Annotated in this window: 16 protein-coding genes; 11 read left to right on the top strand and 5 right to left on the bottom strand. The window is 45.7% G+C overall.

Going from position 1 to position 20,578, the window contains the following annotated elements; genetic code table 11:
* Nucleotides 1-4 precede the first annotated feature (4 nt).
* Nucleotides 5-2,971: a serine hydrolase domain-containing protein gene (locus DVG78_RS13735; protein ID WP_114461649.1), complete on the bottom strand. Its 2,967-nt coding sequence runs from the start codon at nucleotides 2,969-2,971 to the stop codon at nucleotides 5-7.
* A gap of 291 nt (nucleotides 2,972-3,262) precedes the next feature.
* Between DVG78_RS13735 and DVG78_RS13740 the strand changes: the two genes are divergently transcribed.
* The 4 genes from DVG78_RS13740 to DVG78_RS13755 all read left to right on the top strand — a co-directional run bounded on the left by DVG78_RS13740 (nucleotide 3,263) and on the right by DVG78_RS13755 (nucleotide 9,711).
* Complete coding sequence (locus DVG78_RS13740) at nucleotides 3,263-6,058, top strand: TonB-dependent receptor (protein WP_114461776.1); 2,796 nt, start codon at nucleotides 3,263-3,265, stop codon at nucleotides 6,056-6,058.
* Between the two features lie 42 nt (nucleotides 6,059-6,100).
* On the top strand, nucleotides 6,101-7,879 hold the full coding sequence (locus tag DVG78_RS13745) for a beta-helix domain-containing protein (RefSeq protein WP_114461650.1): 1,779 nt from the start codon (nucleotides 6,101-6,103) through the stop codon (nucleotides 7,877-7,879).
* 45 nt (nucleotides 7,880-7,924) lie between these two features.
* On the top strand, nucleotides 7,925-8,503 hold the full coding sequence (locus DVG78_RS13750) for a hypothetical protein (RefSeq protein WP_114461651.1): 579 nt from the start codon (nucleotides 7,925-7,927) through the stop codon (nucleotides 8,501-8,503).
* Nucleotides 8,504-8,631: 128 nt separating this feature from the next.
* Entirely contained in the window at nucleotides 8,632-9,711 is a 1,080-nt protein-coding gene (locus tag DVG78_RS13755) for a DUF3500 domain-containing protein (protein WP_114461652.1), read from the top strand.
* Nucleotide 9,712: 1 nt separating this feature from the next.
* Here DVG78_RS13755 and DVG78_RS13760 read toward each other — a convergent pair whose 3' ends face one another.
* The gene (locus DVG78_RS13760; RefSeq protein WP_114461653.1) at nucleotides 9,713-10,918 is read right to left on the bottom strand and encodes a parallel beta-helix domain-containing protein; all 1,206 of its coding nucleotides are present in this window, start codon (nucleotides 10,916-10,918) and stop codon (nucleotides 9,713-9,715) included.
* A 121-nt stretch (nucleotides 10,919-11,039) separates the two neighbouring features.
* Between DVG78_RS13760 and ribH the strand changes: the two genes are divergently transcribed.
* The 5 genes from ribH to DVG78_RS13785 are packed head-to-tail and all read left to right on the top strand — an operon-like array spanning nucleotide 11,040 to nucleotide 13,942.
* On the top strand, nucleotides 11,040-11,519 hold the full coding sequence (gene ribH / locus DVG78_RS13765; protein WP_114461654.1) for a 6,7-dimethyl-8-ribityllumazine synthase: 480 nt from the start codon (nucleotides 11,040-11,042) through the stop codon (nucleotides 11,517-11,519).
* A gap of 5 nt (nucleotides 11,520-11,524) precedes the next feature.
* Nucleotides 11,525-12,112 carry an imidazole glycerol phosphate synthase subunit HisH gene (hisH, locus tag DVG78_RS13770; protein WP_114461655.1) on the top strand — a complete coding sequence of 196 codons (588 nt, stop codon included), beginning with the start codon at nucleotides 11,525-11,527 and terminating at the stop codon, nucleotides 12,110-12,112.
* Nucleotides 12,113-12,133: 21 nt separating this feature from the next.
* Nucleotides 12,134-12,868 carry a DUF2490 domain-containing protein gene (locus DVG78_RS13775; RefSeq protein WP_114461656.1) on the top strand — a complete coding sequence of 245 codons (735 nt, stop codon included), beginning with the start codon at nucleotides 12,134-12,136 and terminating at the stop codon, nucleotides 12,866-12,868.
* The gene (locus DVG78_RS13780) at nucleotides 12,868-13,365 is read left to right on the top strand and encodes a rhodanese-like domain-containing protein (RefSeq protein WP_114461657.1); all 498 of its coding nucleotides are present in this window, start codon (nucleotides 12,868-12,870) and stop codon (nucleotides 13,363-13,365) included. Before DVG78_RS13775 ends, DVG78_RS13780 begins: the two co-directional genes overlap by 1 nt.
* Nucleotides 13,358-13,942 carry a methyltransferase domain-containing protein gene (locus DVG78_RS13785; RefSeq protein ID WP_114461658.1) on the top strand — a complete coding sequence of 195 codons (585 nt, stop codon included), beginning with the start codon at nucleotides 13,358-13,360 and terminating at the stop codon, nucleotides 13,940-13,942. Before DVG78_RS13780 ends, DVG78_RS13785 begins: the two co-directional genes overlap by 8 nt.
* Before the next feature lie 132 nt (nucleotides 13,943-14,074).
* On the opposite strand, the gene DVG78_RS13790 is transcribed toward DVG78_RS13785, so the two are convergent.
* Together DVG78_RS13790 and DVG78_RS13795 are read right to left on the bottom strand one after the other, a co-directional pair.
* Nucleotides 14,075-14,335, bottom strand: a complete 261-nt coding sequence (locus DVG78_RS13790; RefSeq protein WP_114461659.1) for a hypothetical protein — start codon at nucleotides 14,333-14,335, stop codon at nucleotides 14,075-14,077.
* A 353-nt stretch (nucleotides 14,336-14,688) separates the two neighbouring features.
* Nucleotides 14,689-16,059 (bottom strand): dihydroorotase, encoded by a 1,371-nt coding sequence (locus DVG78_RS13795; protein ID WP_114461660.1) that lies wholly within the window; start codon nucleotides 16,057-16,059, stop codon nucleotides 14,689-14,691.
* Nucleotides 16,060-16,175: 116 nt separating this feature from the next.
* On the opposite strand from DVG78_RS13795, the gene DVG78_RS13800 reads away from it, so the two are divergent.
* Nucleotides 16,176-18,608: a TonB-dependent receptor gene (locus tag DVG78_RS13800; RefSeq protein ID WP_114461661.1), complete on the top strand. Its 2,433-nt coding sequence runs from the start codon at nucleotides 16,176-16,178 to the stop codon at nucleotides 18,606-18,608.
* 5 nt (nucleotides 18,609-18,613) lie between these two features.
* Nucleotides 18,614-19,552 (top strand): DUF4249 domain-containing protein, encoded by a 939-nt coding sequence (locus DVG78_RS13805; protein WP_114461662.1) that lies wholly within the window; start codon nucleotides 18,614-18,616, stop codon nucleotides 19,550-19,552.
* A gap of 52 nt (nucleotides 19,553-19,604) precedes the next feature.
* Here DVG78_RS13805 and DVG78_RS13810 read toward each other — a convergent pair whose 3' ends face one another.
* Nucleotides 19,605-20,576 (bottom strand): zinc-dependent alcohol dehydrogenase family protein, encoded by a 972-nt coding sequence (locus tag DVG78_RS13810; RefSeq protein ID WP_114461663.1) that lies wholly within the window; start codon nucleotides 20,574-20,576, stop codon nucleotides 19,605-19,607.
* Between the last annotated feature and the right edge of the window lie 2 nt (nucleotides 20,577-20,578).

Genomic DNA, 20,578 nt, shown 5'->3' on the forward strand with positions numbered 1-20,578 from the left:
AGATTTATTTTCCGGTAATATCCATGGACTGATAAACATACTCGTGAATTCGTCGTCGAATCTTCTGCCGGTTGATTTCATTGTTCTCGGCATTGGGGTGAACACGGTTGGAAAGAAACACAAAAACGAGGTCATATTTAGGGTCTGCCCACACCATTGTGCCCGTAAAACCGGAATGACCAAACGAGGCAGCGGAGGCGGAAGGAGCTACGTAAATACTTTCTCCTTTGGTAGGAGCTTTGTCCCATCCAAGACCCCGGTGGTGAGCCGTATCGTACATTTTTGCAAACAATGGAACCGTTGCATCCTGAAAATAACGCCGGTCGCCGTAGAGCCCTTTTTGTAAATTCATCTGCATCAAAATCGCTAAATCATACGCCGTGCTAAACAAACCCGCATGACCTGCCACGCCGCCATAGACCGCCGCCATCTGATCATGTACCGTTCCGCGCAAGAGCTGGTTGCGGTACGAAAAATCGCTTTCGGTAGGGGCGATTTGCGTTTCTGGAAAGCGTTCTAAAGATTTAAAGCCTGTTTGCATCATGCCAAGAGGTTCGTAAAAATTTTGTTGCAAAAACTCGTCAAGTGGTTGATTGGTGACGCGTTCGACGATTTTTTGTAACATTAAAATGCCTAAATCACTGTAAACAAAAGAATAACGACCTCCAGGCTCCCGCTTATTGTGGAGCGGAGATTGAATCACCCACTGCCAAACCGAATCTTTTAACGCGGGTTTGGCAAATAACTTAGGCGCGATTTGCATTGAATATACACTGTCGCGCAGGGAACTGTAATATTCGGTCATCAGGCCACCTCCTCCCGTTTTGGTTCGTTCCCAGAGTTTAGGATAAAAAGCCACCATCCCTGAGCGGTGCAGTAGCAAGTCCTCCAACGTAACCTGCGCTTTGTTTGTCCCCACTAACTCAGGCAAATAGTGTGCCGATTTTTGTTTTAGGTCAAGTACATTTTGTTCTTGCAGGTACATCACAGCCTGAAGGGTGGCCGCTACCTTGGTGACCGAGGCTACATCATAAAGTGATTCATTCTGAACTTTTTCCGTGATTTTGTCATAACTGAGGGTTCCGTAATTTTTTTGGTAAACAATCCGTCCCTTTCTCGCCACTACCACCTGACACCCCGGAAAGATGCGCGCATTGATAGAGTTTTGAATGAGGGTATCCATGCGGTTGAGCAGTAGGGTGCTCATGCCTACTTGCTCGGGCAAACCCAGCGTGATGCGGTTGAGGGTGGTGGTTTCATACCCCGTTCCTATGGCGTATTGGCCTTCAATAGAGACAGGCAATTTTCCTTTGAAAGGCAGTGCCCCGAAGATTTGCTGCGCGGCGGTTACTTCCAAATCAGCTAGATTTTCGTACGCACACACCACCGCTGAGGTGGCAGGAAGCTGCTTAAGGGCGTAAGGCGTGGCAAACAAACTGACAATCACTTTGGCTTTTTGCTGTAACCTCGTAATCAATTCAATCGTAGCGGGGGTAATTACAAACGGTCGGTTAAAATTCCGCCGTGTTTCGTGCAGACTTACGATAACGACGTTGGCATAGCCGACCTGCGTGAGCAAACTCTCCACCTCTTCGTTGGTAGTAGGTTTGTCGGCGTACATGATGTGTTTGAAGGAGGCGTAGCGACTTAGGGTTTGTTGAAACTGATTAATACCACCACCGCCGATGGCGATAGAGGCAAACGCGCAGGTATCAACGGCGCTGATGGGCAGAAGTTGGTTGTCGTTGCGAACCAAAGTAACGGCTTGCTCACACAATTCGCGCGAAAGCGCCCGTACTTCGGCTTTTTGGAGATCGTTGTTCAAATGCTTCATCACAACAGGCCGAGATTTATGCAAGCCCATCCAGTATTTGGCCCGAAGTATTTTGTGCACTTTTTCGTCAATGACATCTTTGGGGATTCGCCCTTTTTCTACTTCTATTTTAATTCTTTTAATAGACTCTGCGACGTGCTCGGGGTACAATAAAATGTCATTTCCCGCCAGTAGTGCTTTTATGTTGGCATCAACGGCGGTGCGTCCCCGCATCACCCCTTGCATGTTCATGGCGTCGGTGAAAACCAGTCCCTGAAAACCCAATTTATTTTTAAGTAAATCAGTGACTATTTTTTCGGAAAGAGAGGAAGCGAGAAAAGGCGTATTGTCAAGAACGGGTACGTACAGATGCCCCGTAATGATGCCCGTGAGGCTGTCGGCGATGAGCTTACGGAACGGATAAAGGTCGGTCTCGTCCAAGCGGTCGCTGGAATGCGAGAGAACGGGTAAGGTATAGTGTGAGTCGGAATCTGTATCACCATGTCCAGGAAAATGCTTGGCGGTGGCGATGATGCGTTGATGCTGGAGGCCTTTCATGTAGGCGGCGGCTTTGTTGGTCACATTGTCGCGGTCTTCTCCAAACGAGCGTAGCCCAATCACGGGATTTCGAGGGTTGCTGTTAATATCGGCAACGGGCGCAAAGTTCACGTTTACCCCTAATCGTTGGCACTGGCGGGCTATTTCCAAGCCCATTTTATAAATGTATTGATTATCCTGAATGGCCCCCAACGTCATTTGTTTGGGAAAATCTTCGATGCTGTCAAGTCGCATTCCCAAGCCCCATTCGCCGTCAATGCCAATCATCAACGGCACGTTTGAGAGCGCCTGATAACGATTAATCAGGCTTGCCTGTCGCGCAGGGCCGCCTTTAAAGAAGATAAGCCCCCCAACCTGCTGATTTTTAATCAACGCATCGAAATGGCGATAATAAGACTCACCACGGTCAGAATGCGTGGCGAGCATAAAAAACTGACCTATTTTTTGTTCGAGCGTGAGTGATTTAAAAACACTATCGACCCATTTACTTTCATCAAATATAAAAGTGCCCCTCGGTGTGTCATTTTTAAAACTTGTCACGCCCAGTAGGCAAGCAAGAGTACACCCCAAAAAGGAGGTGCTAATCAATATTTTTTTCATTAGGTGTTGGTAAATACTGACAAAAATAATAAAAAATAAAGTTATGACATCCTAAAAAAATAGTACAAAACTCATTTCGGCCTAGAAAGAGATTTTTGGTTGTACTACCCTAGCATGGTAGTGGCAGCTACTTTGTTTTGTGTATAAATATTTGATATTCAACTATTTGCTCTTCGAACTTCAATGGTAATCTACTCTTAATGTTGGCTTAACATTGGCATAATATTGTACCTGTACTTTTGCACCCGACAAAACACTGATATGAAAGTTAAATTTAAACATTACAAATCTATGAGCAGATTACTCACATTTGCTGCCATTATTTTTGCTTCGATTCAGTCCTTTGCCCAGTCGGGCACCGTTCGAGGCACCATTACCGATGCTAAGAATAAAGAAACACTTATCGGGGCTACTGTAAAACTTACAGGAACCCAACTTGGGGCCGCCACTGATATAAACGGATTCTTCTCCATTGCCAAAGTCCCAGCTGGAAAGTATACATTAGAAATCACCTACGTTTCTTATAAAACGGAAATCATTGAAAATGTGTCTATTGAGGCCGATAAAGTAACCGAAGTTAATACGGCACTTTTGGAAGCCGCCGCTACCCTGCAAGAAGTGAGGGTAGTAGCTACCCGCCAAACCAACACGGAAGTTTCGGTCATCAGCGAAATCAAAGCCTCCCAAAATATCGTCAGCGGGATTTCGTCTCAACAAATTGCGCGTACCCTTGACCGTGATGCGGCGCAGGTGGTGAAACGCGTACCTGGAATCACCATCGTGGGCGACCGTTTTATCAATATTAGAGGATTAAATCAGCGTTATAACAACGTAATGCTACACAATGCCTTCACGCCTTCGATGGAAACGGACGTGAAGTCGTTTTCATTCGACATCATTCCAAGTTCACAAATCGACCGTTTGTTGGTGTTCAAAAGCCCAGCGGCGGATTTGCCAGGCGAGTTTGCAGGTGGAGTCGTGAAGATTTTTACCAAAAACATTCCTGACCAGACAAGCATTACGTTTGATTACAGCACGAGTTTCCGCCAAGGAACGACTTTCGGGGATTTTGACCAACCTGAGCAGGGCAAAAACTACTGGACGGGTTTCAACAACGGCTACCAGAGTATTCCAAGCAGTTTCCCCAATAAGAACCTGAATTTCGCCACGCCGGCTGAATTAGAATTGGCTGGCCGCGCTTTGCGTAATAACTGGACTGCACAGCGGACTTCGGCGATTCCTGACCAACGTTACTCGTTGACTGGTAACTTTAAACTACAAGCAGGCAACGTAAGAATCGGAAACGTAACGGCGCTTACGTATAGCGATAGCCGAACTGCTTTTGAAATAACGCGTAAAGACTTCAACGAGAGCAACAACGATGTGCAGTCGGTCATCTATAATTACAACGATGCCCAGTCTAACCGGAACATTCGGGTAGGGGTTTTGCACAACTGGTCGGTAAGATTTAACGAAAATCACTCCATTGATTTCAAAAACCTGTACAATCAATTGAGCAATTCGAGCACCGTAAATCGTACAGGACGCAACCTTGAATCCAACTTCTCGCCCGATAGCTATTCTTTTGACCAAGTGTACCGGGGAATTTATACGGGGCAATTGTTGGGAAAACACGAGTTTAACAACGATAAAACGGTGGTTGACTGGGTTGTAGGTTATAACAACGCCTACCGCGACCAACCCGACTATCGCCGCTACCGGTCTGATTTGGACGAATCAAACGGCCAAAGAACACTTTATGTGCCCCTCGGCACGGCAGCAGCCTTTTTCTTAGGTCGTTTTTCTTCAAAAATGAATGAGAATGCGGTGACGGGCGGTGTAAACCTGACGCATAAACTGGCAACCAAAAACGGTTCGGATATTGAGCTAAAAGTTGGCGGTTATTATGAAGACAAAAGCCGTGAATTTAAAGCCCGCAACTTAGGCTATGTACGCACCAGCCGTACCAATCCCGATATTTTGAGTGGCTCAATTACGCAATTGTTTCAGCCCCAAAACATTAACAACACCGACGGAATTCGGATTGACGAACAAACCAACAACAGCGATTCATACGATGCTGATAATAGCTTAATTGCCTTTTACGGTTCGGCCAACATCCCTCTGTCTAAAAAATTCAATATGATTGCGGGTGTACGTTATGAAGCCAACACGCAACAATTAAAATCAGCAACCATTAACGGAGACCCTATCAACGTGAGTTTTCCCGTCAATAAGCTTTTGCCATCGCTGAATTTAACGTATAATTTCTCCGAAAAAACATTGATTCGGGCTGCCTACGGACGTACCCTAAACCGCCCCGAATTCCGCGAATTAGCGCCGTTTGCCTTCTATGATTTTGATTACAACATTGTTTATAAAGGAAATCCCGACGTTCAAACGGCCAATGTTGACAATTTTGACCTGCGCTACGAGTGGTACCCCACGCCCAATGAAGTGGTGAGTATTGCGGGTTTTTACAAATATTTTACTAATCCAATTGAGGTAATCGTGGTGCCAGGCGCTGGCTCGGGAGGGGCAAAGACGTTTACGTTTGCCAACGCCAAAAGCTCAGTAAGCTCAGGCTTAGAATTAGAAATTCGCAAAGGATTAGGCTCGCTTGCTCCGTCTCCCATCTTGCAAAACATGAGTTTGTTGTTCAACGCAGCCTTGATTTTCAGCCGCATCAAGTTAGGCACTTTAGGCTTAGGCCAATCTGACGACCGCCCATTGCAGGGCCAATCGCCTTACATCGTCAACGTGGGCTTGAACTACAACAATCCTAAGTCTGATTTCCAGGTAAATGTGCTCTATAACGTTATTGGACGCCGCATCTTCGCCGCAGGTTTTGAAGGTTACCCCGATATTTATGAAATGCCCCGCAACGTATTGGACCTTACATTCTCTAAAGCCATCGGCACGCGTTGGACGGTGAAAGGCGGGGTGACTGATATTCTGAACCAAACCAACGTGTTGTTGCAGAATGGCAACGGCGACAAAAAATTTGACCGTAACAACGACCAATTAATCCAGACTTATCGTCCGGGACGAATGCTGCAACTGGGCTTCTCTTTCCGCATTCTATAAGTTTTATGCTTTAACTATCAAGTAAGTCAATTATCCCAAACTATGAATATGTTTAAATCCATCAAAATGTTGCGAACGATAGCGCTTTTGCTCTCAACCGCAGTAATCTTCAATGCCTGTAAAGAAGAGGAGGAAGTTTTTCCTGCTCCTACCATCGCGGCGGGTGCCGCTGCAAACGCCAAAACAGGTGATGTCGTAAAAATTACGGCTACGCTCAACGCTCCTGGCGGTTTGAAAACATTGACCGTTTTGAAAAATGGTCAAACATTTGAAAGCAAAGCACTTACGGGTGAAACAACACTTTCTTATACCAAAGATTACACGGTAGAAAGCCTGCCAGTAGGGTCTACGGTTGTATTTACATTTCAAGCTACTGATAGCAAAGACCAAGCTTCTACGATTGCTACACAAATCGTTACGGTTTCGGCCGTTCCGAGCAAGCCCATCGTGGATGTAAGCGGTACTTTAGAAGGAAATATTAGCTGGACAAAAGGAAATATATACCGTCTGAAAGGATTCGTTCGGGTGGGTGAAGATGCCAAAATTGACGGAACCCCCACTAAAACTGGTACACTGACCATTGAAGCAGGTACGGTGATTATTGGTGAGCGCTCTTCAAAAGCAACGTTGATTATACAGCGTGGTAGCAAAATCATCGCCAACGGAACCGCCGATGCCCCGATTGTATTTACCTCTGAGCGCGCCATTGGCGAGCGTGAAGCGGGCGACTGGGGTGGTTTGGTTATCTGCGGTAAAGGTTTGAACAACTTAACCACGGGTGGTGTAAAAGGAGTGGCTGAATTGGAAGGCCAGTACGGTGCATTCCACGGTGGTACTGACAACGCTGACAATTCAGGTTCATTGAAATACGTTCGGGTAGAATACGCTGGTATTCCCATCAACCCCAACCAAGAAGTAAACTCGTTTACGTTTGGTTCGGTCGGAAGTGGCACTACCATGGAATACTTGCAGGCATCTTACGGTGGCGACGACTCTTTTGAGTGGTTTGGTGGCGCCGTTAACGGTAAATATTTGATTGCTTACCGTGGTTTGGACGATGATTTCGACATTGACAACGGTTTTAGTGGAAATTTACAATACGGAATCGGTCTTCGTGGTGCGGCGGTTGCTGACCAGTCAGGTTCAAACGGTTTTGAAATCGACAATGACGGAAGCGGTACAGCCAACACGCCAGTGACATCGGCTACTCTATCGAACTTCTCCCTGATTGGACCAAAATTAGACAATACAACTGCGATCAGCGTTCAGTACCAAAACGGTATGCACTTGCGTCGCAATGCCCAAGTGAAGATTCATAATACCGTTGTGACGGGCTTTCCTAATGGTGTTTTCATCGACCCAAGTGGCGCGGTTTCTACATTACAAAATGCCGCCGATGGAAAATTGGTGTTGAACCGTGTGGTGGTTTCTGGGGTAAAAAGCTGGGGTTCAAACAGCTTCGGTGCTGGTGCAGGTAACCCTAACGGTTTTGCGGTTCGTGATGTAAATACTGCTACTACGCCAGTAGCCCTTGCCAACATTGGCACGCAAAAACCATCTGAGTGGTTTGCGGCGCAGCCAGGCAATAAAATCTTGACGGATTGGACGCTTACTGGTTTGAGCAATACCCTGTTTGTGGCGGGTACACCTACCTTTACCGTTGGCGCTTCTGCCACAGAAACATTGACCAAAGGTGGTCAAGCTCCTGCGGGTGCTTTCTTTACAACGACCGATTTTATCGGCGCGTTTAAAGATGCCGACTGGACTGCTAAATGGGCTAACTTTAATTCAGGCACGACGGATTATACCAAAGTGCAATAATTAGTATATTTCGGGAAGTCATTTAAATTCGACTTCCCGAAACTTATGAAAACACAATTTTCAACCGCGTTCTTTCTTTTATTTATTGCTTTTGGGATAACTGCTGGCGTTGTGAGTTGCAAAGACAGCGCCCCTTACGATGTAAGCACGTATTTTTCTAATAATGAGAAAGATACGCTTTTGGCCAACATCATTACTTACACCAGTCAGTATGCTAAAGGAGCTACCAACGCTACCCGTTTTGAGCCACGTTTTCGTAAAGAATACGTTGGTCGCTTGGGGCAGTACAAGTTTGAGAGCTATTTTGTTACGCCTGATTCCACGCATTACTTTTTCATCAACCGCCCGGTGGGTAGTGGCTATTACAAGCGTGGTGTAGGAGGTAAGTTTAAGATGGGCAAAAATTTAATGCCTTTGGAGTACGAAGAACTATGGTGTACACCTCATTTTAAGAGTGACAGTTTGGTGTTGGAACGAGGTGAGTTTTTGTTTAAAGCAATGATAAAAGAAGGAAACATCGACAAGTACATGACCATGAAGCATTACGTGGAGTGGCCAGATTCGACTTTGGTCTACGATAAAAAGATAAATGAATGGGTTGCGCCCGCCAAAGTGCAGCCTTAACATAAAGAATTCATATTGGTGTCAGATTATAAAAAAAGCCGAGGACGACTGTTCTCGGTTTTTTTATGGAGTAGATTTAAGGAATGTCATCATTTTCAGAGTGTTATTCCTTAAATTCTGCCCCAATTATGCCAACCTACTCTTTTGGTTCTCGCAGAACCTCTGACAGCGCAAAAATTTTAGCGCTTTTATTCCTCTATCTCTACGTTGTTCCAGTAGAGCTACACGCGCAAAAAAAGCTCAGTAGTGACCTAAAATCAGCTTCTGAGCAATTTTTAGGAGCCCTTACAGCAGAACAAAAAGCATTGGCCAATTTGTCTTTCGACTCCGAGTGGCGTTATGATTGGAACTACACGCCGCGTCAACGCAAAGGATTGCCACTCAAACAAATGGACGAAACCCAGCGCAAAGCGGCCATGAATCTGATGAAAACCGCATTAAGCGACGGGGGATTGGCGAAAGCAGAGGCGATTATCAGTTTGGAATATGTGCTGCGACAAGTGGAAAAACGCCCCGAAAATGACACTTACCGCGACCCTGAAAATTACGCCTTTGTCGTTTTTGGTAGTCCCGATGCCAAGCAGCCCTGGGGCTGGAGTGTGGAAGGCCATCATTTGTCGTTGCATTTTACGATTGTGGATAACAAAGTGGAATTTATGCCGAGCTTTTTCGGTAGCAATCCCGGCATTGTGCTGCCGGGCTACGTTCAGGAAGGAAAACAGGTGTTGAAAGAAGAAACCGATGCTGCATTTCGATTATTGGGCTCCTTTGACGAGCAACAACTCAAAAAAGTAATGCTTGCCGACAAAGCGCCCAATGATTTACTAACCACCAATTCTCGAAAGGTGAATCTCGAAAATCGGGAAGGATTGGCACTGGGCGATATGGCACCTGCGCAACAAAAAATGTTTCAGGAATTGATAAATATCTATCTAAGCCGATACCACGTAACGCTCAAAAATCAGGAATTGGACCGTTTGCGCCAATCAGATATGAACAAAATTTATTTTGCTTGGATGGGCGACCGCGAGCCGATTCGGGGGGCAGGGCGTGGGCATTATTTCCGCGTACACGGCCCTACGTTTTTGATTGAGTACGACAATACCCAAAACGGCGGTAACCACGTACATTCCGTGGTGCGTGATTTAACCAACGATTGGGGTGAAGATTTATTAAAAGCGCACTACGAGGCGGCCCATAAGAAATAAATTATTTCATACTGACCGCCGCTTGTTTGAGGGCCGAGTGAGTACAGTCGTAGGCAGCGGCATCGCGCGAAACATTTTTGAAATTATTGGCTGCGTCAATATTTACAAAGGTTGCGTTTTGATTATTACGAACACAAATGCGGCTTTCCGCTTTAATTTGATCATTTTCTAAAGTTTTGGTGTCCACAATTCCGTCGTAAATGATATGGGGGACTTTTTTACCAAATCGTAATTTATAACGAAATAATTGGCCCATGCGGCCTTTACCCTGATAGCGCACGCGGTCGCGCTCATAGACGTTGTCGTGGATATAAATGCCCGTGGGATAAGGGTAATAGTCTTTGTCTTTGATGCGATTTTCGGTCAGAAAATAACTGACAATGCCTGTGCCAAGGCTGTTGTTGCCAATGATTTTATTGTTGAAAATCTCTACTTGATTAGTCGCCAAAATCATGACTCCCGTACCCTGCGGCACACTGGCTACGATGTTTCCTTTTGGGGCAAAATTGGGGAAATTATTGTGGTGAATATGATTGTTGTACACCCGCACATTCCCGCCTTTTTTCTGTACCAAATCGGGTAAGTCAAACACTAAAATGCCGCCCGTATTTTCGGTGGATTCGTTGTCGTAGACGTCGGCCACGAGTGAGTTTTCAATTTCAATGCCCGCTACGTTGTGGTAAGCACGGGAATTGCGTACGATGATATTTTTGGATTGTCCTACGTAAATCCCCGCATCAGAAGCACCAATGGCCACGCAGCCCTCAATCAATACATTTTGGCACATAACTGGGTACAATCCGTAAGCGCCGTTGGTGGCTTTGGGCTCGCCTGTCCATTCTGTTTTGACATTTCTGAACGTTATCCCATTGACATTCATGGTTTTGATGGCATCGCCCTTGGCATCTTGGACGGTAAAATTTTCTAGTATTATATTGTCGGCGTTGCTCACCCGTAATCCTTCGGCACCATCGGTTTGGCCTTTGAAGCTCAGAATGGTTTTTCCCATTCCAGCTCCGCGAACGATAATGTTTTTTTTGCCTTCGAGCGACAAACTACCACTCAATGTATAAGTGCCGGCCTCAAGGGTAATGGTGGCACCGTCTTCGGCCATGATGAGTTGACGCTGAAGCTTTTTTTGAAAATCAGCCTGCGCAAGGGCCGTAAAAGAAGCAAAACTGAGGGCAACAAACGATAAAAAACGCATAATTTCGAAAGGTTTAGGAAAGACGAAAGTACGAAAAAATAGAAACTTCGCCGCAATACCCTAATTTTGTGATTCTCTGTTGTAAAACTATAGACTATTAACCGTAAACGGACTGCTAAGAATGTCATCTGCTCACAAAAACCTGAGTGTATTCAACACGGAAGGTCTGCCCGATATAAGTGCTAAAAAATTTGTAATTGTTGTGGCCGAATGGAACGACGAAATCACGGGCGCGCTCTACGAAGGAGCCCATAAAACCTTACTCGAATACGGTGCCAAACCCGAGAATATTCGGAGAGTGAATGTTCCAGGAAGTTTTGAATTAAGTTTTGGCTCGCAGGTATACGCCCAAAAGCCCGACGTTGATGCCGTTATTGCCATCGGGTGCGTGATTCAGGGTGAAACTAAGCACAACGATTATATCAACCACGCGGTGGCGCACGGCCTCACCGACGTAGCGTTGAAGTATAACAAACCCGTTATTTTTGGCGTCTTAACGCCCAACACGCTGCAACAGGCCCTCGACCGGGCAGGAGGTATCCACGGCAACAAAGGCGACGAAGCCGCCATCACCGCCATCAAAATGTTGGGCCTTCAATAAAAACGATGAAAACAGTTATTATCAAATACAACGCAGGCAATGTACAGTCGGTGATGTACGCCTTGGACCGAATTGGCGCGGCCTACGAATGGACCGACGACCCAGACACGATTCGTTCGGCCGATAAAGTGATTTTTCCGGGCGTGGGAGAGGCAAGTACCGCTATGGCGTATTTGCGGGAACGTGGGCTTGATAAATTGATACCATCGCTGAAACAGCCGTTATTGGGGACGTGCGTAGGAATGCAACTTATGTGTCGTTATTCGGAAGAAAACGATACTACTTGCATGGGGATTTTTGACGTGGATGTGTTGCGTTTTCCGCGCACCAATGGCTTTAAAGTGCCTCAAACGGGCTGGAATGACATTTATTCGCTCAATAACCCACTTTGTGCGGGCTTGAATGAGCACGATTATGTGTATTATAATCACGGCTATTATGCACCGCTTTGCGACCAAACAGCGGCCAAGACCAACTACATCATTGAATACTCAGCGATGCTACAAAAGGACAACTTTTTTGCGGCCCAGTTTCACTCCGAAATCAGTGGTAATGTAGGCCAACGCATTTTTGAAAACTTTCTAAATCTGTAAACTTTTTCAACTGCTTTCCCCTTGCATCGCTTCTTTTTCTTGTTCGCAGTTGGAGTCTGGCCTTTCATTTCAGAGGCACAAAAGCAACATTATCCTCACCTAACGCTTTGGTCACGGGTGCAGATAGCCAAAGAACCGAATCCAAACTGGAATTTTGTAGGGACATTGATGTGGCGGCGTCAGAATAATTATCAGGAGAATCCTCATAATCCAACTGCTAACCCGCTGACGATGGGAGGGCAGGCGCTGATTACGCATCGCAATACCCAAAATACCGTATGGGTGCATATTGCCCAAATGAGTTACATGGTTTCCAATCAGCTGTTGGGGAAAGAGGAGGATTTTAATGCTCCCATTGGCAAGGAGTTTCGTTATGCGGGCGGGGTGGAGTTTAATCAAGAAGTGAACGAAAAACTCACGTTTCGGCAGCGGTTTATGCAAGAGTTACGGTTTTTTAAAGCCAATGATTTTCACCCCGTTGGCCGAGTACGCGGTAGGGCCAATATTCGTTATCAATTCACCCCTTTTGTAAGCGTGAATGGTGTTACGGAGATTCTTTTTCATGACCCACCGCTGTTGAGCGGCCAAAAGCCTATGCGTTTTCACCAATTTTGGCTTGGAGGAAGCTTGTTGTGGAGTTTGAGCGAACGTGTAAACCTCGAAACGGGTTATACATTTATTCATGGTCGTCGCGCTACATTGGTGGAGTTTGACGAACAAAATGTATTGAATCTCCATTTAGCGTTCGAAATCTAATGCGAAAGCTCCTTTTGTTACTGATGTTATTTTCATGGTTTAAACCCAACGCCCAGACCAACAGCCGCGCTTATAAAGTAATGTTGGAGGGAATGTACAAGCATACCGTTCCGACGGTAAGTTGCAAGGAGTTGAAAAAAGAACAGCCGCAGGTTGTTCTGCTAGATACCCGCGCCAAACGCGAATTTGAAGTGAGCCATTTGCCCGAAGCTAGATGGGTTGGGTATGAAGAATTTGACCTCAAAAAAGTGGAAAATCTTCCTAAAAATACGCCGATAGTGGTATACTGTACCGTAGGCGTTCGCTCCGAGCGCATTGGCGAAAAACTCAAAGCGGCAGGGTTTCAAAATGTCCGAAATCTTTATGGTAGTATTTTTGAATGGGTAAATCAAGGAAACCCCATTGTAGATACGCAGGGAAAACCTACCCAAAAAGTCCACGCTTATTCACGGTCGTGGGGGATTTGGCTCAATAAAGGGGAAAAAGTGTATGAGTAATTTAGACCAAAATTTCTGGGATGAACGCTACCGCGCTGGTCAAATGGGTTGGGATATTGGCTATATATCGCCGCCTTTGAAAGAATACATTGACCAATTAACGGATAAGAATCTTCGCGTCCTTATTCCTGGCGGTGGCAATAGCTATGAGGCAGAATATCTTCTTCAGCAGGGGTTTACGGATGTGACCGTGGTGGATATATCGGCCGAAATTGTTAAAAGACTTCAAGATAAACATGCTTCAAAAGGCTTAAAAGCTGTTTGTGAAGATTTCTTTGAGCACGAGGGGCACTACGATTTAGTTTTGGAACAAACGTTTTTCTGCGCCATCGACCCTTCGCTGCGGCTGCGTTATGTGCAGAAAATGCATGAATTACTGACTCCAAGCGGGACGTTGGCGGGGCTTTTGTTTAATCGGCCGTTTGAAGGCGGTCCTCCCTTCGGTGGAACGGTCGAAGAATATAAAGGTTTGTTTGAGGAAACTTTTGACTTAAAACGCATGAGTCCCGCCGCCAATTCCATTCTTCCTCGGCAGGGTTTTGAGGTCTTTTTTGTGGCTTCTCCCAAGGGTAATTAAAAAAACAAACGCCACCCAACCGAGCAGCGTTTGTCGCTTTTCCTAAACCCTAACTACAATAAATTTCTTACTTCTGAATGTTTTTGTGGAGTGCTTTTGTCATTGGGCTGAGACCTGCTGACGGTGGAAGTACTAGTGCGTAATTTTAACAATGAAGCTTACAATACGCCCAACGGTAGAAACAGCTTGGCGAGTTTCCTCCACGCCGTCCTGTGCTCGTTGCGTAACGTTCTTAAGAATAGAACCTTGCGGAATCACAGTCTTTTGGGGTTGAGAAACAACCGTACGCTCGGTCAAGGCTTTGTGGGTCGCAAAAATATTGTGCGGCCGGCCAATTGAAAAAGCGGCGGTACTCAACAAACACAGGGCGACGACGAGGGTGATAGCTTTCATGACTGTATGAGTTTTTAAATGGATTCGTAACGAGTATTTATTTCCGATGGCTGAATGTTGAAACAAAGATATATGTTTGGGATGGTATTATGCAATACAAAGTACCTTGTTTTTGGCTAAAAAGTGTTAATCGGCAAATTTTAAGGATGAATGGTGAGCAATTTCTCTTATCGTTGAAAACTTCCTTTCATCACATAACCATTGACCACCAACCCTCTACAACTATATGATGTAAAGGTGGGTGAAAAGGTTGCACGTTGCCAAAAAAAAAAGATAAACCTGTGGTTTTGCCCGACGAAACCGATAAAATAAAGAGTGAACTGAAATGCGTAGAGACGCAACGCTGTGCGTCTCTAAACTGTACGTGTAAAATACAACCGTTTTCCTCTTTCAGACTCATCAAAAACCCCGTTGGCATACACCAAATGTCCCGAAACAATCGTGTGCGTAATGCCTGATTGAAAGGTAGTTCCTTCCAATGGGGACCAACCGCATTTGAATAAAATATTCTCTTTAGTTACGGTTGTGGGTTGATTTAAATCGACCAATACCAAGTCGGCCCAGTAGCCTTCGCGGATATAGCCACGGCGGTCTATCTGAAATACGTCGGCTACGGCGTGGCTCATTTTCTCTACTACTCGTTCTATCGAAATCTTACCTTGCTGCACAAATTCTAACATGATATTGAGCGAATGCTGCACCAAAGGTAAACCCGAAGGGGCCGCCCAATAGCCTTTTGATTTTTCTTCCCAAGTGTGTGGAGCGTGGTCGGTAGCGATGACGTCGATGCGGTTGTCAAGCAGTGCCTGAAAGATTTTTTCTTTGTGATGAGGCGCTTTGATGGCAGGATTGCATTTGATTTGGGCACCCAATCGATGATAATCTTCGGCGTCAAACCATAGATGATGTACGCAAGCTTCTGAGGTGATGCGTTTTTGGCGTTTATCTCTTTCGCTTATGGCACTGTTTCCGTAGCTACCAACTTCAAATAATTCGGTTTCTTCACCCGTCGAAATGTGAAGGATATGCAGCCGTGTACCGTGTTTTTTTGCCAGCGCCACCGCCATCGAAGAGGATTTGTAACAAGCTTCCTCGTTGCGAATGAGCGCGTGAATATCATACGGGACGTTGTCACCATATTGTTGTTTAAACATTTCTGTACGCTGCCGAACCGTGGGCTCATCTTCGCAATGCGTGGCAATCAAGCAAGGCGCATTGGCAAACAATTTTTCCAGCACTTCTGGTGCATCAACCAGCATATTGCCCGTGGAAGAGCCCATAAAAATCTTGATGCCGCACACATCAGGGCAAATCGTTTGCATAACCTCATCATAATTATCGTTGGAAGCCCCCATAAAAAAAGAGTAATTTGCCAACGAGGTCTGCGAAGCAATTTGGTATTTATCTTCCAATAAACTTTGGGTCAGTGCATTGGGTACGGTATTGGGCATCTCCATGAAAGAAGTCACCCCGCCCGCTACCGCCGCTTTGGCTTCCGAATAAATAGTAGCTTTGTGCGTTAGACCTGGCTCACGAAAGTGAACTTGGTCGTCTATCACCCCCGGTAGTAGGTATTTGCCCGCGGCATCGATGATTTTATCGGTAGCAAGATGTTTTAAATCACCCCCGATTTTTTCAATCAAACCGTTTTTTACCAGAACGTCTTGTTCCAAAATACGTCCTTCGGTGACCACGCGGGCGTTAATGATAAGAATAGATGACATAATTATTTTCTAAGTTGATTCCAACCTTTTTGGCTACTTAACAGACTATGTATTAAAAAGGAAGCGTTATACATTAAACCGCCAAACTTACGACTCATTACCTGAACAGCCATATCATGCGTTTAATTTTATTTTTTAGTCTGCTTACATTTTCGGTTTATGCTCAATCACGTTTTACGGTCAGTGGTTATATCCGCGAAAGCGGAAGCCAAGAGCAATTAATCGGTGTAAACGTTTATTTGCCCAATACCACCACTGGCACGACCTCCAATACCTACGGCTTTTATTCTATTACCCTTCCCGCGGCTGATTCCGTTACGTTGGCTTTTTCATTTGTTGGCTATGGCACAGAAATCCGTACCGTAAAGCTGCGCAGCAATCTCCAACTTAACGTGCAGTTGGCGGCTATCGGGCGAGAACTGAATGAAGTGGTCGTATTGGGGCGGCGTGAGGCCGACAAAGTCAGCCAAACGGCACAAATGAGCCGGATTGATATTCCCGTGCAACAAATCAAGAAAATTCCCGCGTTTTTGGGTGAAAAGGACGTATTGCGCGTGCTACAACTCATGCCCGGGGTTCAAAAAGGCTCGGAAGGCCAAACGGGTATTTATGTGCGTGGCGGTGGCCCCGACCAAAACTTGGTAATTCTCGACGACGCGCCAGTATACAATGTAAGTCACCTGTTTGGATTTTTCTCCGTTTTCAACGGCGACGCCCTCAAAAGCGTCGAACTGACCAAAGGAGGCTTCCCCGCACGATTTGGCGGGCGGTTGTCGTCGGTTGTAGAGTTGAATATGAAAGAAGGCAACAAAGAAAAACTGCACGGCGAAGGTGGCGGCGGGTTGATTGCCAGTCGTTTAACGCTCGAGGGGCCCATCAAAAAGAAAGGAGTTGCCGTGGCTAAGTCATCTTTTCTAATTTCTGGGCGACGTACGTATTTGGACTTATTGGCCCGCCCACTCATTGCCGCCCAAACCGACGACAACACGATGGGAGGCTATTATTTCTACGACCTCAATGCCAAATTTAACTATGATTTTGGACAAAAGAACAAAATATACGCCAGTGGCTATTTTGGAAAAGATCGTTTTTTCTTTCGCGAAAAAAACGCATCTTCTGGCAGTGAAGGGGGATTGAATTGGGGCAATGCGACTGGTACGCTGCGCTGGAATCACCTATTTAGTGAGAAACTGTTTTCCAACGCTTCGTTGATTTTTAGCAACTACAAATTTCAGATTTATGCCAAAGAAAGTGAAAGGTTTAATAATACAGAAAACGAGTTTGAGCTGCGCTATACCTCAGGGGTAAGGGATTGGGGGCTAAAGTACGACGTTGATTATTTTCCCAATCCTCAACATGCCCTACGTTTTGGCGTGGTGACCACATTACACCGTTTTACACCGAGCGCCGTAGTGGTCAAAAATTCAGATATTAATCAATTCAAAACCGAAGTAGAGGCCCTCAACAACGTTGAATCGGGCATCTATGCCGAAGATACTTGGAAGCCTAATCGTTGGCTCAAAATGAATGCTGGCTTAAGATTGAGCCATTTCAGCGCAGAAAACCACAATTATTTTCGACCAGAACCTCGCATTTCGACCGCCCTGATGTTGCGCCCTGATTTGTCGTTCAAGGCGTCGTATGCCCGTATGAATCAGTACATTCACTTACTGTCTAACACTGGTATCGGCCTGCCTACGGATTTGTGGGTGCCGAGTACGGCCAAAATTGCACCGCAGCAATCGAGTCAAGTGGCGGCGGGTTTTGCCAAGGATTTTGAAAAACAAGGTTTGGCGCTGACGTTGGAAGGGTATTACAAAACCATGAACAATATCGTCAACTATAAAGAAGGTTCTAGCTTTTTGTTGATTGATGACCCCTCAAGTGCTGAAAAAGTTCGTTGGGATGAAAATATCACCAGCGGGCGTGGTTGGTCGTATGGGGCAGAAGTGTTATTACAGAAAAAAACGGGCAAACTTTCGGGTTGGATTGGCTACACCCTTTCGTGGACGCAATGGAAATTTGCTGAACTTAATTTCGGACAAACATTTTATCCCCGTTATGACCGCCGACATGATTTATCCGTTGTGGGGATTTATGAATTTAGCCCCCGTATTACGCTTTCGGGTACGTGGGTCTATGGCACTGGCAATGCCCTCACATTGCCCCAGAGCAATTATATAGCTTATCCGCATAATCTAAATCCACAAGTGCAATACGGTCAAAATATCAATGCTTCGTCGGTTGTTTATAGGTCGTTTGGTGGTGGATGGAGTGTGAGCGATTATGGGCCCAAAAACAGTTTTCGCGCCGAGCCTTACCATCGCTTTGATTTAAGTTTACAGTTTCATAAGAAAAAAAGGCATCACGAGCGAACCTGGGAATTGAGCGTCTATAACCTCTACAATCGTCGAAATCCTTTTTTCTACAATCTTACTTCCCGTCAGGTGTTTGATGCCAACGGAAAATATGTAAAAACAGAGACGGTGCTACAACGTATTTCTATTTTCCCGATTGTACCCACGTTGAGTTATAACTTTAAATTTTAAACGCCATGAAAAATACCATTTTAGTCTTCTTGGCGATTTGCTCAATCAGCCTTTTTTCTTGCGAAACCCTCGTCAATGACGTAGACCCTGACCGCCTACCGCGCAGTGATAGCAAATTGGTGGTTCATGGTTATCTATCACCGCAGGATACCACGATAAGCATCAACGTTTATTACAGTAGTCAATTGATTGGGGGCAATAATTCACCTTATTGGCTGAATGGGTCGCCGATATCATTAAACGACGCAGTTGTCACGCTCTCAAACCAAGGGAAAAGCATGACGTTGCCATTTGATTCCAAAACAGGTACATACAGTATTAAAGCTACCATAATGCCGATTTTGGAAGGCCAAACGTATGAACTAAAAGTAGAAAGAGGCGGCCAAACCGCCGAAGCCCAATGTACAGTCCCCCAAGCCGTAGCTATTCAGGAAATAAAACAAGATTCTGTGGATTCTAAGATGATGGATCCAAGTAACCCTAACTATGTGCCACCTAAAGAATATCTTTATCGTATTGTTTGGCGCGACATTGCGGGACAAGAAAATTATTATCGGGTAGGAGGCTATGTGTTTCAAAACCAGACCGTTCAAACAAGCCCCAATGTGTTTACTGTCATCCCATCCATTCAAGACCTGAATTTTTGGGAGAACAATCGTTTGGGGGCATTTTCAACGGATGCCAGTGCCGACGGCAAAGAAATGGTATCCAGTACTGCGCGCACTAGGCTGTATAATTATCCTGGCTCAATGTTGGTTTTTAAGGTCAAGTATGTCGAGTTGACGCTGCTTAATTGTGAGAAAACCTATTATGATTATCATCGTGCAGTGCAAGCGTTTGACCGAAATAATCCCTTTGCGGAGCCGTCATTAATCCCTTCAAACATCAAAAACGGACTGGGTTGTTTTGCCGCATTCAACCGAAGCTCTTTTGTGTTAATGTGAAAATCGTCCCTGTCAGAGTAGCAAAATACACCCTCTGACAGGGGGCGATTGCTTACGGCTTCAAAAGTACCTTTCCCCAGCGACCGTGGGCGTCGGCATGGGTAACGGCGGCTTTGATTTCGTCCAGACTATAAATAGCCTCAATCGGCATTTGAACCTGCCCAGTAGACAATAACGTAATCACCTCCTGCGATACCTTTTGACGCGTAGTTCCATCCACCCGTCGCATCCAATCTGTAAGCCAGAAGCCCTTCAGGGTCAGCTCGCGGAAAATCATCAGGCCGATATTTATTTTAGGGTCTTGAAGGCTTAAAACGCCATAAATGAGCATGATAGCGCCGCGCCCCATGCATTTTACTGCTTCGCTTGCGGTGTCGCCTCCCACGCATTCCAAGACCGCTCGCACGCCTTCGTAGTTGGTGATGTGCTGTACGCGTTTAGGGAGGTTTTCTTCGGCGGTATTGATAATTTCATCTACTCCGAGTGCTTTTAGTTCGTCATTATGGTCATTGCGGCGTACTGTGCCAATGGTTTTGATGCCGCGCATTTTACAGATTTGGATGACCATTTTTCCTAAGGCCGAAGTACAGGCCGTAATCATGAGCCATTCGCCTTCTTTCACGCCCGAGTCTTCTACCATGGCTACGGCCGTGAATGGATTCACGAACAATTGGGCGGCGGTTTCATCGTTCATGGCATCTGGAACAGGAATTAACGTTCGATGGTTGGTGACGATGTACTCACTCCAAGCCCCAATCCCTGTAAAGCTTACGCGTGTACCAACGGCAATTTTGGCATTAGTGCCTACGGCTTCCACAATTCCTACCCCTTCAAATCCTGCTCCTGACGGCAAATGCGGGCGAATCCCGTACAGGTTTTGTACAAACATAATATCGGAAGGATTGATGGGGCTGGCCAAAACTTTGATGAGGACTTCGTCAGGCCCGGGAGTGGGGGTTTCTGCATTTTCAGCGTTTAAAATATCTGCTGGTTTACCGAAGTGATGGAATACGACTTTTTTCATGA

The sequence above is a fragment of the Runella aurantiaca genome, from assembly GCF_003339505.1.
In the GTDB taxonomy this organism is placed as follows: Bacteria; Bacteroidota; Bacteroidia; order Cytophagales; family Spirosomataceae; genus Runella; species Runella aurantiaca.